At 56.1% G+C, this 14,873-nt stretch carries 13 protein-coding genes; 10 read left to right on the top strand and 3 right to left on the bottom strand.

The window, feature by feature from the left end; translation table 11 throughout:
- Positions 1 to 7 precede the first annotated feature (7 nt).
- The gene (locus ACEN8E_RS02955) at positions 8 to 322 is read left to right on the top strand and encodes a putative quinol monooxygenase (protein WP_495591368.1); all 315 of its coding nucleotides are present in this window, start codon (positions 8 to 10) and stop codon (positions 320 to 322) included.
- Here the strand turns inward: ACEN8E_RS02955 and ACEN8E_RS02950 are convergent.
- Positions 312 to 1,076 (bottom strand): sulfite exporter TauE/SafE family protein, encoded by a 765-nt coding sequence (locus ACEN8E_RS02950; RefSeq protein WP_495591367.1) that lies wholly within the window; start codon positions 1,074 to 1,076, stop codon positions 312 to 314. The genes ACEN8E_RS02955 and ACEN8E_RS02950 overlap by 11 nt on opposite strands.
- Before the next feature lie 217 nt (positions 1,077 to 1,293).
- On the opposite strand from ACEN8E_RS02950, the gene ACEN8E_RS02945 reads away from it, so the two are divergent.
- From ACEN8E_RS02945 to gabP, 4 genes are all read left to right on the top strand, one after another.
- Complete coding sequence (locus tag ACEN8E_RS02945; protein WP_495591366.1) at positions 1,294 to 2,187, top strand: LysR family transcriptional regulator; 894 nt, start codon at positions 1,294 to 1,296, stop codon at positions 2,185 to 2,187.
- A 114-nt stretch (positions 2,188 to 2,301) separates the two neighbouring features.
- Positions 2,302 to 3,705: an amino acid permease gene (locus ACEN8E_RS02940; RefSeq protein WP_495591365.1), complete on the top strand. Its 1,404-nt coding sequence runs from the start codon at positions 2,302 to 2,304 to the stop codon at positions 3,703 to 3,705.
- 166 nt (positions 3,706 to 3,871) lie between these two features.
- The gene (locus ACEN8E_RS02935) at positions 3,872 to 4,216 is read left to right on the top strand and encodes a cupin domain-containing protein (protein ID WP_007900627.1); all 345 of its coding nucleotides are present in this window, start codon (positions 3,872 to 3,874) and stop codon (positions 4,214 to 4,216) included.
- Positions 4,217 to 4,677: 461 nt separating this feature from the next.
- On the top strand, positions 4,678 to 6,078 hold the full coding sequence (gene gabP / locus ACEN8E_RS02930) for a GABA permease (protein WP_495591364.1): 1,401 nt from the start codon (positions 4,678 to 4,680) through the stop codon (positions 6,076 to 6,078).
- A gap of 246 nt (positions 6,079 to 6,324) precedes the next feature.
- Here the strand turns inward: gabP and mmsB are convergent, their stop codons facing one another.
- Together mmsB and ACEN8E_RS02920 are read right to left on the bottom strand one after the other, a co-directional pair.
- Positions 6,325 to 7,212: a 3-hydroxyisobutyrate dehydrogenase gene (gene mmsB / locus ACEN8E_RS02925; protein ID WP_495591363.1), complete on the bottom strand. Its 888-nt coding sequence runs from the start codon at positions 7,210 to 7,212 to the stop codon at positions 6,325 to 6,327.
- Positions 7,213 to 7,222: 10 nt separating this feature from the next.
- Complete coding sequence (locus ACEN8E_RS02920) at positions 7,223 to 8,749, bottom strand: CoA-acylating methylmalonate-semialdehyde dehydrogenase (RefSeq protein ID WP_495591362.1); 1,527 nt, start codon at positions 8,747 to 8,749, stop codon at positions 7,223 to 7,225.
- Between the two features lie 149 nt (positions 8,750 to 8,898).
- Between ACEN8E_RS02920 and ACEN8E_RS02915 the strand changes: the two genes are divergently transcribed.
- The 5 genes from ACEN8E_RS02915 (at position 8,899) to ACEN8E_RS02895 (ending at position 14,683) form a co-directional block, all read left to right on the top strand.
- A complete protein-coding gene (locus tag ACEN8E_RS02915) occupies positions 8,899 to 9,846 on the top strand; it encodes a LysR family transcriptional regulator (RefSeq protein ID WP_495591361.1) in 948 nt (315 codons plus the stop codon).
- A gap of 626 nt (positions 9,847 to 10,472) precedes the next feature.
- Positions 10,473 to 11,735, top strand: coding sequence for a hypothetical protein (locus ACEN8E_RS02910; protein WP_495591360.1), 1,263 nt, complete (start codon positions 10,473 to 10,475; stop codon positions 11,733 to 11,735).
- Between the two features lie 219 nt (positions 11,736 to 11,954).
- Positions 11,955 to 12,608, top strand: a complete 654-nt coding sequence (locus ACEN8E_RS02905; RefSeq protein ID WP_495591359.1) for a hypothetical protein — start codon at positions 11,955 to 11,957, stop codon at positions 12,606 to 12,608.
- A gap of 216 nt (positions 12,609 to 12,824) precedes the next feature.
- The gene (locus tag ACEN8E_RS02900; protein WP_495591358.1) at positions 12,825 to 13,601 is read left to right on the top strand and encodes a hypothetical protein; all 777 of its coding nucleotides are present in this window, start codon (positions 12,825 to 12,827) and stop codon (positions 13,599 to 13,601) included.
- Positions 13,598 to 14,683: a sensor histidine kinase gene (locus ACEN8E_RS02895; RefSeq protein ID WP_495591357.1), complete on the top strand. Its 1,086-nt coding sequence runs from the start codon at positions 13,598 to 13,600 to the stop codon at positions 14,681 to 14,683. The genes ACEN8E_RS02900 and ACEN8E_RS02895 overlap by 4 nt, the downstream gene beginning before the upstream one ends.
- Positions 14,684 to 14,873 lie beyond the last annotated feature (190 nt).

The raw sequence follows: 14,873 nt of genomic DNA, 5'->3' as shown, positions 1-14,873 counted from the left end.
GATGTACATGAGTGAAATCCAGGGCTTCATCCTGCACGCCAAGACCCGCCCGGAAAAATCCGACGCCTTCGAAGCATTTTTCAGCCGCTACGTGGAAGCCAGCCGCGCCGAACCCGGTTGCATCGAATACCACATGCTGCGCGACAAACAGGATCCGACCCTGTTCATCTTCTACGAGATCTGGCAATCCCGGGCCCACCTCGACGTGCACTCGAACCTGCCGCACATGAAGCAGTTCCTCGACCAGCGCGATGAATACCTGGAACGAGACTTCGAGATCCGCGCCATCGAGATGATCAGCCCGTCGTCTGCTAGCCGCTGATCAGCAAATGGCCGCCGAGCACACCCAGGCCAACGTAGAACACGCGCTTGAACCACAGGGCGCTGATCCGCTGGCGCAGCGATTGCCCCAGCCACATGCCGAGCATGGCCGGGATCAGCGCCAGCAGCGATGCGCTCAACTCGCCCCCGCCGAGAGCGCCGCGCCATAGCAATCCACCGGCCAGGGCCAGGGTCGAGACGGTGAACGACAGGCCCAGCGCCTGCACCAGCTCGTCCTTGCTCAAACCCAGCGCTTGCAGATAAGGCACCGCCGGAATCACGAACACGCCGGTGGCCGAAGTGATGACACCGGTCAGCACGCCACACAACGGTCCGAGCCAGCGCTCTCTGCGCTGCCCCACGCGTAAAGTCGGCAGGAACAAACCGCTCAGCGCATACAGCAACAATGCCCCCCCCAGCCCCCGCACCACCCAATGCCCACCGGCCATGCCGATCCACAGCGTGCCCGCCCCGGTGCCGAAAAAAATCGCCAGCAACATTGGCCACAGCCGTTTGACCAGCCCCGACAGATGCCCGCCGAATGCCAGTTGCCAGACATTGGTGAGGGTCGCCGGAATGATCAACAGCGCCGCAGCCTGCGTCGGTGCCATAGCCAGACCGAGCAGGCCCATGGCAACGGTTGGCAGGCCGAGGCCGATCACGCCCTTGATCATGCCGGCCAGCACAAAGGTGCCGATAACCAGCAACGAAAGGGCCAGTCCGAGATTCTGATAAAACGCCGAGAGTGTGTTCATGGGGCTATGGTGAGCCCGCGAGGGTTGGTTGAAAATCTGCCATATACTGAGGTTGCCTCTTGTTTTGTAAGAGGCTGAATATTTCATTGCTGCGACTGACGCCTTCGCGAGCAGGCTCGCTCCCACATGGGTTATGCGCCGATCACAAATCCACTGTGGGAGCGAGCCTGCTCGCGAAGACGCCCGCCCAGACAACATCACATTCAAGGTTGCACCGATGCACTTCGACCTGACCGACCTGCGCCTCTACCTGAACATCCTCGACACCGGCAACATCACCGCCGGCGCGGCCCGCAGCCACCTGTCCCTGGCAGCGGCCAGCGCGCGCATTCGCGCCATGGAAGCCTCACTGGGGATCGAGTTTCTCGAAAGAGGCCGGCGTGGCGTAACGCCAACGCCTGCCGGCAAAGCCCTGGCTCAACATGCCCGTACCCTGATGCAACAGGCCGAACGCCTGCAGCAGGACCTGGCCGAATACGCCAAGGGCGTCAAAGGCCAGGTGCGATTGTTGTGCAACACCACGGCGATCACCGAGTACCTGCCGGAGTTGCTCGCCGATTTCCTGCGCGACCACCCCAACCTCGACATCGACCTGCAGGAGCTGCCCAGCTCCCGCATCACCCACGCCCTGCGCCAGGGTGCGGCGGACCTGGGGATCGTCTCGGATGCGGTGGACACCCACACCCTCGACACCCTGCCCTTTCGCGACGATCCGCTGGTACTGATCATGCCGCCAGGGCATCCCCTGGCCGACGGCGAACCACCGAATTTCAGCGACACGCTGCAGCACCATTATGTCGGTCTGACCGCCAATAGCGCGTTGGCGGTGTACCTGGAAGAACAGGCGTTGCACACCGGCCTGCGCATGCAAATCCGCATCCGTGCCGAAGGTTTCGATGGCGTGATGCGCATGGTCGCCCACGGTGCCGGGCTGGGCATCGTGCCGCTGGCAGCCCTGCGCCGCTGGACGGTGGATCAACCGCTGCAAAGCTTCGCGCTGAAGGAGCCATGGGCACAACGAAAACTGCTGTTGTGCGCACGCTCATTCAAGCACTTGCCCGGCTATGCCAGAGCTTTGCTGGAGGCGCTACGTAGCGCAAACCGTCGTTAAAACCCTTGAAAATCACCGTTCAACCCTACGCACGGCTGTATAACCAAGAGGTCACCCAGAGTAATATTCGTCCTTTGAAATCAGGCCTGGCCACAACAACCAGAAGGGAACCAGATGGCGGATGAACTATTGCAACAGGGGACGCTCAAGCGGGGGTTGAAGAATCGTCATATTCAACTGATCGCCTTGGGTGGGGCCATTGGTACGGGGCTGTTCCTGGGCTCCGCCGGCGTACTCAAGTCCGCCGGCCCCTCGATGATCCTCGGCTATGCGATTGCCGGGTTTATCGCGTTCCTGATCATGCGCCAGCTCGGCGAGATGATCGTCGAGGAGCCGGTGGCCGGCTCCTTCAGCCACTTTGCCCACAACTACTGGGGCGGCTTCGCCGGCTTCCTGTCCGGCTGGAACTACTGGGTGCTCTATGTGCTGGTAGGCATGGCCGAGCTGACGGCCGTCGGCAAGTATGTGCAGTTCTGGTGGCCGGAAGTGCCGACCTGGGTCAGCGCCGCGGTGTTCTTCGTGCTGGTCAACCTGATCAACACGCTGAACGTCAAAGTCTTCGGTGAAATGGAATTCTGGTTCGCGATCATCAAGGTCGTGGCCATCATCGGCATGATCGTCCTGGGCTGCTACATGCTGTTCAGCGGCACCGGCGGCCCACAAGCGTCGGTGAGCAACCTGTGGGACCACGGCGGGTTCTTCCCCAACGGCTACGACGGCCTGCTGATGGCGATGGCGTTCATCATGTTTTCCTTTGGCGGCCTTGAACTGGTCGGCATCACTGCCGCTGAAGCCAGCGAACCGCGCAAGGTCATTCCCAAGGCCATCAACCAGGTGGTTTACCGGGTACTGATCTTCTACGTCGGCGCGCTCACCGTGCTGCTGTCGTTGTATCCGTGGGACCAACTGCTGCAGACACTGGGCGCTTCGGGCGATGCCTATAGCGGCAGCCCGTTCGTGCAGATTTTCGCCTTGATCGGCAGCGACACCGCCGCGCAAATCCTCAACTTCGTAGTGCTCACCGCGGCGCTGTCGGTGTACAACAGCGGCGTCTACTGCAACAGCCGCATGCTCTATGGCCTGGCCGAGCAAGGCGACGCGCCCAAGGTGCTGATGAAACTGAACAAGCAGGGCGTTCCGTTGCTGGCGCTGGGCGTATCGGCGCTGATCACGATGCTGGTCGTACTGGTCAACTTTATCGCTCCGCACGAAGCGCTGGAGTTGCTGTTCGCCCTGGTGGTCGCGTCCTTGATGATCAACTGGGCGCTGATCAGCCTGACGCACCTGAAGTTCCGCAAGGCCATGGGCCAGCGCGGCATCGTGCCGGGCTTCAAGGCCTTCTGGTCGCCGTACACCAATTACCTGTGCCTGGCGTTCATGGCCGTGATCATCTGCGTCATCTGGATGATTCCGCCAGTTCGCGCCTCGGTGTACGCCATGCCGGTGTGGGTGTTGCTCATCTACGCTTGCTACCGGGTGCGCATGGCCAGGCATCGAAAGCTGCCAGTGGCTCAGTAACCCGCAAAATAAAACGCCCCGGCATTCGATGAATGCCGGGGCGTTTTTCATGGCGTGCGCAAATCAGGGAGCGCTTCTGGATACCTCAATGTCGAGCACAGACAACTGATGCCCGGCCAAGCCCTATACGGTGCGACTTCAGCTCTCCCTCATGCCCGGAGTCATCATGACCGCACCGATTACCGTTCTTCGCGACACCCACCCGCTGCCCGTACTCGACGCCTGCAAATGGGAAAAACTCGAAGGCGACCCGCACACCGTCAACCTCAATGCCTACACCAGTGAAGACGGCAGCAAGATCATGGGCACCTGGATCTGCACGCCGGGCAAGTGGTACGTGGAATACGTGAAGTGGGAATACTGCCACTTCCAGGAAGGCTACTGCATCATCACCCCGGAAGGCATGGCGCCGATCCACCTGCGCGCCGGTGACATCTTCGTCATCGAGCCGGGGATGAAAGGCACCTGGGAAGTGGTGGAAACCGTGCGCAAGTATTTTGTGTTTGCCTGATCCCTGCCCAAAACGACACCTGGTTACGAAAGCGACACCCGCAACGAGTAGTTACCCAAGTAACTACTCGTTGCGCAATACGCCCTCCATAGACGCACTCGCATCCCGCCCCTCCACGCTCAAAACACCCACGCTATACACTTCGCCGCTACATCGGCAGAACACTCGAAAAAACCAAGTGATTTCTTTTTGCCACTCAGTGACCCATTGGTTTTCATAACGAACGCAAAGCTTGACCGTGTCGATTTCAGATACGAAGGTGGCGCGATCAGGTAACGGGAGCGCCGGACAAGCCGGGTAAGGTGGCGCTGCTTTTTATCGAAATAACCACATCGCGATGATGGGTTTGACCAGAACGGCAGCGCCTGGAGGGCGCAGCGTTCAGAAAGGGTATCCGGCAACCGTGACAATCACTGCCCCCCATCAGCACGCTCAAATGTCGTTCACCAGAGAAAAAAATAATGATCAGCCCGAGCTCCAAGGATTCGAGTGGCCAACTGGCGCAGGGCTTCAAGCCTCGTCACGTCACCATGTTGTCTATCGCCGGAATTATCGGCGCCGGCTTGTTCGTGGGCTCAGGGCATGCCATTGCGGCGGCAGGCCCGGCCGTGCTGCTGGCCTATCTGTTCTCGGGCCTGCTGGTCGTTCTGGTCATGCGCATGCTCGGTGAAATGGCGGTGGCCAACCCGGACACCGGTTCGTTCTCCACCTATGCCGACCAGGCCATCGGCCGTTGGGCGGGCTTCACCATCGGCTGGCTCTACTGGTGGTTCTGGGTGCTGGTGATTCCTATCGAGGCGCTGGCCGCCGGCCATGTATTGAACCAGTGGTTTCCCCAGATCGATGCCTGGCTGTTTGCCCTGGTGTCGATCATTGCGTTGGTTGTGACCAACCTGTTCAGTGTCTCCAAGTACGGCGAATTCGAGTTCTGGTTCGCCATGGCCAAGGTCGTGGCGATCATTGGTTTCATCGGCGTGGGTTTTGCCGTGTTGATGGGCTGGGTTCCCGATCGGGAAGTCAGCGGGTTGAGCGGCCTGATGGCCGAGCACGGCGGGTTTGCACCCAACGGCCTGTCAGCGGTAGTCGGCGCCTTCATCACCATCATGTTCAGCTTCATCGGGACCGAGGCGGTGACCATCGCCGCCGCCGAATCCGACAACCCGTCGCAGAACATTGCCAAGGCCACCCGTTCGGTGATCTGGCGCATCGGGGTGTTTTACCTGCTGTCGATTTTCGTGGTCATCTCCGTGGTGCCCTGGAACGACCCGCTGCTGGCTTCGGTAGGCTCCTACCAGCGCGCACTGGAAATCATGAACATTCCCCACGCCAAGTTCATGGTGGACGTGGTGGTGCTGATTGCCGTGGCCAGCTGCATGAACTCCTCGATCTACATCGCCTCGCGCATGCTGTACTCGCTGGGGCGCCGTGGCGATGCGCCGAAAGCGCTGAAGGCAACCTCTTCCGAAGGCGTGCCACGGGCGGCGGTCATTGCCAGTACCGTGTTGGGGGCGGCGATTACCGTTTGGAGCTACTTCATGCCCGCCGGATTGTTTGAGTTCCTGCTGGCCAGCTCCGGCGCGATTGCCTTGCTGGTGTACCTGGCCATTGCAGTATCGCAGTTGCGCATGCGCCGGATGTTGCGTCGGCAGAACGTCGAACTGACCTTCCGCATGTGGCTGTTTCCATGGCTCACATGGCTGGTGATCGCGTTCATTTGCGCTGCGCTGGCAGTGATGATGGTTTCCCCGCAACACCGTACCGAAGTGAGCACGACCATTGGCCTGGCGCTGGCGATTTCCTTTATCGGCCTGGTCACATCGCGTCAACCTGCGCAGTCGGCAAGGGCGACGTCAGTGGGATAACGGGGGGCGTTGCACGTTACCGTGCCTCGTGGAACGATCCCAGGGTGACAGACACTGTGATCGTGTACGTGTGATCTTTTTCCGACTAAAAAAACCGGGAGCCCGCCCGACGCGGCCTCCCGGTAAATGTTGATGCGCACATGCCTTAATCTGTAGGAGCGAGCTTGCTCGCGAAAAACCCGAAGATAACGCGGGGTGTCAGACACCCCGCGTTATCGTTGACGACCATCGCGAGCGAGCTCGCTCCTACAAGGGTTTGCGATAGCTGTTGATGATTGCCGAGAAGTCGTTGCCGCCTTCGCCACGCAGGCTCATCGCCTGATACAACTGCTGGGCCACCGCGCCGAGTACCACCGGCTGGTGCGCCTGACGCGCCGCTTCAGTGGCCAGCCCCAGATCCTTGAGCATCAGTTCGGCGCCAAAGCCGCCGGTGTAGCCGCGCGACGCCGGTGCCGTTTCAACGATGCCCGGCCATGGGTTGTACATCTCCGAACTCCAGCAGCGCCCGGTGGAGCTGTTGATGATGCCCGCCAGCACCTTGGTGTCGATGCCCAGGGCGTCGCCCAGCGCCATGGCCTCGCTGACGCCGACCATGGAAATGCCCAGCAGCAGGTTGTTGCAGATTTTAGCGATTTGCCCGGTGCCGACCTCACCACAATGGACGATGTTGCGGCCCATTTGCGCCAGTACCGGTTGCAGGCTGGCGAACAGTTCAGGTGTGGCGCCAACCATGAAGGTCAGTGTCCCGGCGGCTGCACCGCCAGTGCCGCCAGAGACCGGCGCATCGGCCATGGCCACGCCTTGTTTCGCGGCGGCAGCGGCCACATCCCGCGCAGTCTGCGGATCGATGGTGCTGCAATCCACCGCCGGCACACCTTTACCGATACCGGCGAGCACGCCGTCTTCACCCAGCCACACACTGCGCACATGCACGGCGGCAGGCAGCATGGTGATCACAAGTTCCGCGCCCTCTGCCGCTTCACGGGCCGATGCGCAAATGCTGCCGCCCAGTTGTTCCAGCTCCGCCAGCACGGCCTTGTTCAGGTCGACCAGGCGCAATGCATGGCCAGCCTTGATCAGGTTGCGCGCCATCGGGGCGCCCATGTTGCCCAGACCGATAAAAGCGATTTTCATGTCCGGCTCCTTAACGCAGATTGATCGTGGTGTTCACACCGTCGTTGACGCTGTCGTCATCGAACCAGCGGCTGGTGACGGTCTTGGTCTGAGTGTAGAACTGCACCACTTGCTTGCCGTACGGGCCGAGGTCGCCAAGCTTGGAACCGCGCGAACCGGTGAAGCTGAAGAACGGCACCGGCACCGGGATCGGGATGTTGATACCGACCTGGCCGACATCGATTTCGTTCTGGAACTTGCGCGCCGCCGCACCGCTCTGGGTGAACAGGCCCGTGCCGTTGCCGAACGGGTTGGCGTTGACCAGGGCGATGGCCTCATCGAGCGTGGCGACTTCCAGCACCACCAGTACCGGGCCGAAGATTTCCTGGGTGTAGATCTTCATGTCGGTGGTCACGCCGGAGAACAGGGTCGGGCCGACAAAGTTGCCCTTCTCGTAACCGGGAACCGAGATCTCACGACCGTCCAGCTCCAGTTTCGCGCCTTCCTTGATGCCGCTTTCGATCAGATCGAGAATCCGTGCCTTGGCTTTTTTCGAGATCACCGGACCGACATCGGTACCCGGCTCGCTGCCGGCATTGACCTTGAGTTTTTGCGCCAGCGCCTTGAGATCCGGCAGCCATTGCTTGGCCGCGCCCACCAGCACCACCACCGAAGTGGCCATGCAACGTTGACCGGCGGCACCGAAACCGGCACCCACCAGCGCATTCAGCGCTTGTTCGCGATTGGCGTCCGGCAGCACCACGGCGTGGTTCTTTGCGCCCATCATCGATTGCACGCGCTTGCCGTGCTTGCCGGCCAGGTCATAGACGTGAGTGCCGACGGCGGTCGAACCGACGAAGGAAACCGCCTTGATGTCTTTGTGGGTGCAAAGCCCGTCCACCACATCCTTGCCACCATGCACGACGTTGAGCACGCCAGCCGGAATACCCGCCTCGATCGCCAGTTCCACCAGCAGCATGGTCGACATCGGATCCTGTTCCGACGGCTTGAGCACGAAGGTGTTGCCGCAGGCGATGGCCATCGGGAACATCCACAGCGGAATCATCGCCGGGAAGTTGAACGGGGTAATGCCCGCGCACACGCCGATCGGCTGGCGCAAGGTGTAGGTGTCGACGCCACCGGCGACGTTTTCAGCGAACTCGCCCATTTGCAGGCTGCCGATGGAGCAGGCGTGCTCGACCACTTCCAGGCCACGGAAAATATCGCCTTCGGCGTCGGCAATGGTCTTGCCCTGCTCGGCGCTCAGGACGGCGGCGATGCGCTTGGAGTGCTCGCGGATGAGCGCCTGGAGCTTGAGCATGATGCGCATACGGGCGCCGATGGGTGTCAGTTTCCAGGTCTGGAATGCACGATGAGCGGCGCTGATGGCTGCATCGACTTCTTCAGCGGTGGCAAACGGCACCTTGGCCAGCACTTGCTGGGTCGCCGGGTTGATGATGTCGTGCCATTCGGTGGACTTGGACTCGACCCACTGGCCGTCGATCAACAGTTTGACCTTTTGCACCGTGGTTTCGTCAGGTGTGAGCGATACGTTCATGGGGGTCTCCAGATCTTTGTTTTTATCTTGGGAGCCAAGGCGAAACAGTCACCTTGAGAAGAGGGTGCGCCGCGAATTGGTTAACGGGCTGTTTTTGGAGTATAGATGTGCAAACTTCTGATAAGAACGCACATAAAAACCGGTCCAACATGCAAAAAAACATCACCTCCCTCGGCTCGTTGAACTGGGACGACCTCAAGTTTTTCCTGGAAGTCTCCCGCACCCGCAAAGCCAGCACCGCGGCCAAGCGCCTGGCGGTGGACTACACCACGGTGTCGCGGCGCATCAGTTCCCTGGAAACGGCGTTGGGTACATTGCTGTTCGAGAAGTCCCGGACCAGCGGCTTCGTCCTGACCGCTGAAGGCCAGCGGTTGATGGGCTATGCCGAGTCGATCGAAAGCACCTTGCACATGGCGTGCGAGCAGGTTTCCGGATCCGGCGTGGCGCTGTCAGGTCATGTGCGCATGGGCTGCACCGAAGGTTTCGGCAGCTTTTTCATCACACCGCAGCTGAGCCACTTCGTCGACACCTATCCGGCGATCTCGGTGGACATCCTGCCGCTGCCGCATTTCATCAGCCTGTCCAAGCGCGAGGCCGACATCGTCATCGCCCTGGAACGTCCGGAGCATGGCCCGTACGTCTGCTGCAAACTGTGCGACTACCGATTGCAGCTGTACGCGACCCAGGACTATCTCGACAAACACCCGGCCATCCGCCGCCCGGCAGACCTGGCGAAACATTCGTTTATCAGTTACGTCGACGACCTGGCGTTCAGTTCGGAGCTGTTGTACCTGGCCAACGTACTGCCCGGCGCCAGCGCCAATCTGCGCAGCACCAGCGTGATCGCGCAGTTCGTGGCCGCGCAGCAGGGACGCTCACTGGCGATCCTGCCGTGCTTCCTCGCCACTCAGGACCCGCGCCTGCTGCCGGTGTTGCCGCAGGAAATCAACATCACCCGACAGTTCTGGATGTACTGCCGCGAAGACCTGCGCAAGCTCAAGCGGATCACCCTGTTGTGGGATTACATCCGCGAGGTGACCGAACGCAATCAGGGCCTGCTGATGGGTGACAGTCGGGAGATGCTGTTCGCCGACTGACAGTTTTTCAAGGAATCAGGTGGCGGAATCGTAACGAGGTCAGCAAGCCTTTTCCAATGGTTTGTAACAGGAATTGGTACTCAACTTGTAACACCTCGACGCCGACATTCAGAGACGCACAGGTACGTGACAAGGCCCACATGCGGCTACCCATGAAGAGATGTTGAAGCACCACTGTGGCCTGTTGTGTGCGGAGCTAGTAGCTACACGCAAAGACCTGAGGCGAGCACACAGGAGGATCGGCGGGCTAATTGGTATGTTCAGAGACTGTTCGCGAGAACTGGTGGGGCTCAATATCGACCACCGTAGGAGTGAGTACGCTTCTGAGTCAGTATCACGCTCACGACCGTAAGCAGGAGTTGGGCTGCAGATGTTCGTTGCATCGCTCGGCAACCTTTTCACCAATGACCAGGCGATTCGCATCCTAATTGGCTGCCTTGATGACCCACCGAACATCTTCATGTTGATCAGCCAACAGCGCCCCTAACTCCTTTCCCTTGCAGCACGTAGCTGTCTAAGCTCGCGCTCTCCATGTACGGATAAACTTACTTACTGGCAGACCTTGCAAGCGTCTGAGGACCACATTAACGTAAGTCTCAGGAATTACGGGCTTCTTGGGAACTATCATGCTAAAGGAAGAACAGGTAGCAGAATTGTTGACCCGCTGCGAAACAGTCACAGGGCAGCGACTTGAACAAATCCGTGGAAATTTGAGCTCAGCCGAAACTAGATCTGCCGCCATATGGGAACTTGTCGTCCTCGACGCCAGCACCCAAATAGGAGTCGTTGAATACGAGCCGCATTCAGATGGAAGCCCTGACATAAGGGTAACATTGCCTAGCGGTAACATGATCTGGATTGAAATAGCTTTCCTCTACCCCCGCTTTTGGAAAGAAGAACGGCAATCATTTGAGGTATCTCAGTGGTTGAGGCAGGAGGCAGATAGAAGGGGACTTGATGGGTTTAAGATATCATGTAGATTTAGTGGGCCAGCCTCGCGTTCTGGATTTATCAGGAAGCTGCCACAACTCCATCAACGAAATAATTTTCTGAAGTCTTCCATTGTAAAAGAATTTTTCAATCAGATAGCTGCCAATCAGGCTGAGCGAGCGTCCTTTACTCATCCCGAGTACACCCTTGAGGTGATATATGCACCCCAATCAATTGGTGGAGGCGGTGGTGGGTTAGTGCAAGAGGCGCCTAAGCACTACAAAGAACATGCCCTGTACAGGATTGTGAAAGACAAAGCCCGTCAGCATGACGTTCCAGGAGTCCGTTTGCTGTGTATAGGGACGGACCAGAGTAATGCATTGTCTGCTACGGTAGCCCCCGGTGGTGTCAACGCCTCAGAAGCCCTGTATCACGCATACAAGCAAACTACATCCATTAGTGGTGTTATCACTGTAAGCATCGAAAGCAGGGTGCGGGGGTTCACTGATATCACCCGAGACGCAAGAGCAAAAATATATTACAACGAGCGAGCCAAGGTGCTTCCGACTGTTGGCGACAAAGATATCCTTTCAAAGCTAAATTTCAATTTATGGAAGTATGACCACCCCCTAAATCAATATGATACTCCGCCGAGCGGACTGTATCGAAAGCTCGGAGGTAGATTAAGCGTGTCGACATCTAACAAAGGTGGAAAGCTGACTATTCCCACAACGGTACTACTAGAGGTTCTGGCAGGACGTACCTCGCTCTCTGAACTCTATGATCTATCGGCAGAGCCGCTACTGTCGGGTGACTACCGTATTAAGTCGTGTTCATTCCAAGAAGGCAACCCTGAAGGTGGGGACTCACCTACTGTCACCCTAGATTTCGATTTCGATTTCGATGCCGTCTTTAATCGGGTCAAACGTCCGAAACTAAAAGGCTCGGAAGAGACCTAAATTGCTGATCCCAATCTAGCCCGCTGCCGACACCACCCATGCTCCCGTTTTTTTTGGCCTCGATATACGAAGGTGGGAGGGATGGGAGGGGCAGTACGTCAACACCGGAAATAGAATAGGCACATCAGTCGGTGACCGCTAACGCTCGGTTTTCCCTGAGCGAGTGAGTCAGCTTCTATTGCTATAAAGTGTCGGCTGGCCTTGCTAGGAAGTGAAAATATGGACCGCCATGACTGCGGAACTGATGGACTAAAGCCCGGTGAATCTTGTGCGATTTACCTAACTCTCCACGCTGACGTTACAGCCCTTTATCCATATGAGAAGCAAGATGGCTCCAGCATCGTGCGTTATCCCGACCCCGTGTATCTGGCTCCTAGCGTCCGTAGAGGCCTAGTTCGAGCTGTGTTTGCTTTCATCGAGGGTTGTCTGTATTTCCAGCGTCAGATGTTGCTCGGAAGCTGGGGGGAGCGTTTGTCGGAATCTACTAGGCTGGCGTTGTCTGAGTTGCAGATTGAGGTCACAGGCCAAGGTACTGTTCAGACCCGCCTTATGCGAACCGGTGCTCTCAACTTGATTAAGCTGACAATCCAGAGTTTCGCGAAGGCTGTTCCAAATGCAGTCGAAATAAAGTGTGAAGGTGCTGGCTTTGAGGCGTTGACACGTGCCATCAAAGTCAGGGATAGGCTCATGCATCCAAAGGGGATCGCTTCGCTGACTGTGAGTGACCGTGAGATCCATGACGCGGTTGACGCATTCCTTTGGTTTGAACGTCTTCAAAGCACCATGACGTCGGCCTCTACCCAAGAAATGCGCAGGTTGCTTTTAGAGGAGCACGGGATTGAGCTTCACATCGAGTTTGCCCGGCCCTCTTAGGCTTTTTTGAAACCCGCCACCTAAGACGAACGCAGATTAACAGGCTTACAGGACTTCGCCGTTGCGTGAATATCGAGCTTCCTGTAGTCCCATAAAGCGCCCCGGCTGGATTGATGGCTAAGTGAAATCACTGTAAATTGGAGGGACACCCGCCAAGGACGTTGGGATTTTGACTCAATGAATCCAGGCTAGTGCGGGGTCACATTGAGAATGGTTATGGACATTATAAAAAACTTTTGGACCGATCTCGGTTGGCTCTCCAACGCTATCACAATTCTTCTTGGGTTGGTCACACTGTTCGGTATATACAAGGCCATATCCCATTGGCTGAAAGATAAAAAAGAAGAATTTACACCTTTTGGTGATATGCAATCCTTCATTGCGTCGAAAGTCAATGAGTCCGAAAATATAAAGTCTAAAAAAATTGTTGTAGTGGACGATCAGCCTGAAAATTACCCACTGCAATTTTTGCAAAAAACCGGCTTTAATGTAACTTCGATTACCAGCATATCTCTGACAAACTATAAGCATCTTCTTGACTATGACCTAATAATTCTTGATGTTACAAATATCGTAGAGGAAGATATGAAACGTGGCGGCCTCGAACTGATGAAAAGGATTAAAAAAGACAACCCACGAAAGCCCGTGATCGCTGCATCTTCGAAAACCTACGATCCAACCCTTACAGAGTTTTTCAAACTTTCCGACAAGCAAATTCAAACTCCAATCAAAGATCAAGCTTTGGAAAATGTAGTCACCGAAACCCTCAGTAAATTCTACTCACCTAAGGCAAAAGCAAAAGAAATCGATGAGTTTCTTTCGGGCAAAGGGCTCGATCAGAAGCAAAAGTCCAAAGCGCTCAGGTTTGGCTATAAATTCATAAACGACAAAATTAATGAGTCTGGACTTATTGAGTCGTGTGCAAAAATCACTCACAAGATTGATACTCATAAGTATAGCCTGCTACTTAATCACCTGAGAGACACCCTGTGAAAAATTCTCTTAGGACTGTTTTTGAAAGTGGTATCTATCTTCCCGAGATGACGGCATGGCTAAATGGAGATTCAGTTCCCTCCAAGATTAGTGAGCATCCCAAGTGTTTGAGTTGCATTCCCAAGGATTGCAAGAAAGCTACTATGCCCGGAGAGTATCGATGCCCTGAAGGACTCTCATATTATAACTACCATATCGGCGAAAGCACATTTACTCTTTATGGAGTTCTAGGGGTTAAATCCGATCACAGCAATAAACTTCTAAAGAAAATATCAAAAGGTCGAGGATACCCAAAAAGCATCGCAGATGATTGGGTTAAAACGCTATCGAATTACATCTGCTCGATAGAAGCTCAGATAGAAGAAGCCAAGTCAGAGGTTCTTCATTACTTCCATGACTCGGTAAAATGGGCTAATCAGATACATATTAGCGCAGAAAAGATAGTTGAAAAAAACAAAGGTCAGAATTTTGCAGAGAGGCTTGAGCAGTCAACTAGCGAAACCAAGTCGCTATTTCAGGCCTCTAACATGCTGGTTGATTCTTTCAGGCTAATTAGCATCTACTTCAATCCGGAAAGCGCGAAGTATGGCGAAATACAAAACTGTGAAGTCTACAAGCTGTTCGACAAGGTTCAAGCGATTATCTTTCACTCCGAAGGAAAAAAATACAATAAGCGCTTCAAGCTGAAGGGGAGTTCCTTTCACCGTGTTTCCGTTTATGATTCATTTCCAATTATTCCGCTCTGCCTAATTCAGAACGCCGTTAAGTATTCAAAGACTTCAGAGATAGAAATTAATATTGAAGAGACTGTGTCTGCGATAGAAATAAGTGTCACATCAGAAGGGCCGTACTTAGATGGTGATGAACTGATCGACATTTTTAAAAAAGGAGTTCGGGGGAAGTATGCTCGCAGTCTACATCATGATGGATTAGGTATTGGGCTATATGTAGCACAAAAAGTCGCAGAAGCTCACAATACAGGGATTACCGCCCGGAGCACTCCACAACATTATCAAAGGGATGGCATGCCAATGGCTATAAACGAGTTTAAGTTTTCCCTTGCTTTTGAAGGTGTGAAATAGGAGGTTCAGCTCGGGACAGAACTGTCAATGTCTGCCATAGGCCAACGGCAGCTTTGGGCTGTGCTGTCGGCGGAAAGGAGTCGATTCCCCCCCATAACGGATACCTCGGATACGCTACAATCTGCCAGCCGAGAGCGTCCAATAATGCTGGGGGACGAATCGTTGTTACGATGCAGTTTCCTGATAGAGC

It is taken from the genome of Pseudomonas sp. Pseusp9 (assembly GCF_059491265.1).
This window is presented reverse-complemented; position numbering and strand designations above follow the sequence as displayed.

Coding starts and splice junctions, on each gene's coding strand:
- ACEN8E_RS02955 (WP_495591368.1), top strand. CDS start 8: ATGAGTGAAATCCAGGGCTTCATCCTGCACGCCAAGACCCGCCCGGAA.
- ACEN8E_RS02950 (WP_495591367.1), bottom strand. CDS start 1,076: ATGAACACACTCTCGGCGTTTTATCAGAATCTCGGACTGGCCCTTTCG.
- ACEN8E_RS02945 (WP_495591366.1), top strand. CDS start 1,294: ATGCACTTCGACCTGACCGACCTGCGCCTCTACCTGAACATCCTCGAC.
- ACEN8E_RS02940 (WP_495591365.1), top strand. CDS start 2,302: ATGGCGGATGAACTATTGCAACAGGGGACGCTCAAGCGGGGGTTGAAG.
- ACEN8E_RS02935 (WP_007900627.1), top strand. CDS start 3,872: ATGACCGCACCGATTACCGTTCTTCGCGACACCCACCCGCTGCCCGTA.
- gabP (WP_495591364.1), top strand. CDS start 4,678: ATGATCAGCCCGAGCTCCAAGGATTCGAGTGGCCAACTGGCGCAGGGC.
- mmsB (WP_495591363.1), bottom strand. CDS start 7,212: ATGAAAATCGCTTTTATCGGTCTGGGCAACATGGGCGCCCCGATGGCG.
- ACEN8E_RS02920 (WP_495591362.1), bottom strand. CDS start 8,749: ATGAACGTATCGCTCACACCTGACGAAACCACGGTGCAAAAGGTCAAA.
- ACEN8E_RS02915 (WP_495591361.1), top strand. CDS start 8,899: ATGCAAAAAAACATCACCTCCCTCGGCTCGTTGAACTGGGACGACCTC.
- ACEN8E_RS02910 (WP_495591360.1), top strand. CDS start 10,473: ATGCTAAAGGAAGAACAGGTAGCAGAATTGTTGACCCGCTGCGAAACA.
- ACEN8E_RS02905 (WP_495591359.1), top strand. CDS start 11,955: ATGGACCGCCATGACTGCGGAACTGATGGACTAAAGCCCGGTGAATCT.
- ACEN8E_RS02900 (WP_495591358.1), top strand. CDS start 12,825: ATGGACATTATAAAAAACTTTTGGACCGATCTCGGTTGGCTCTCCAAC.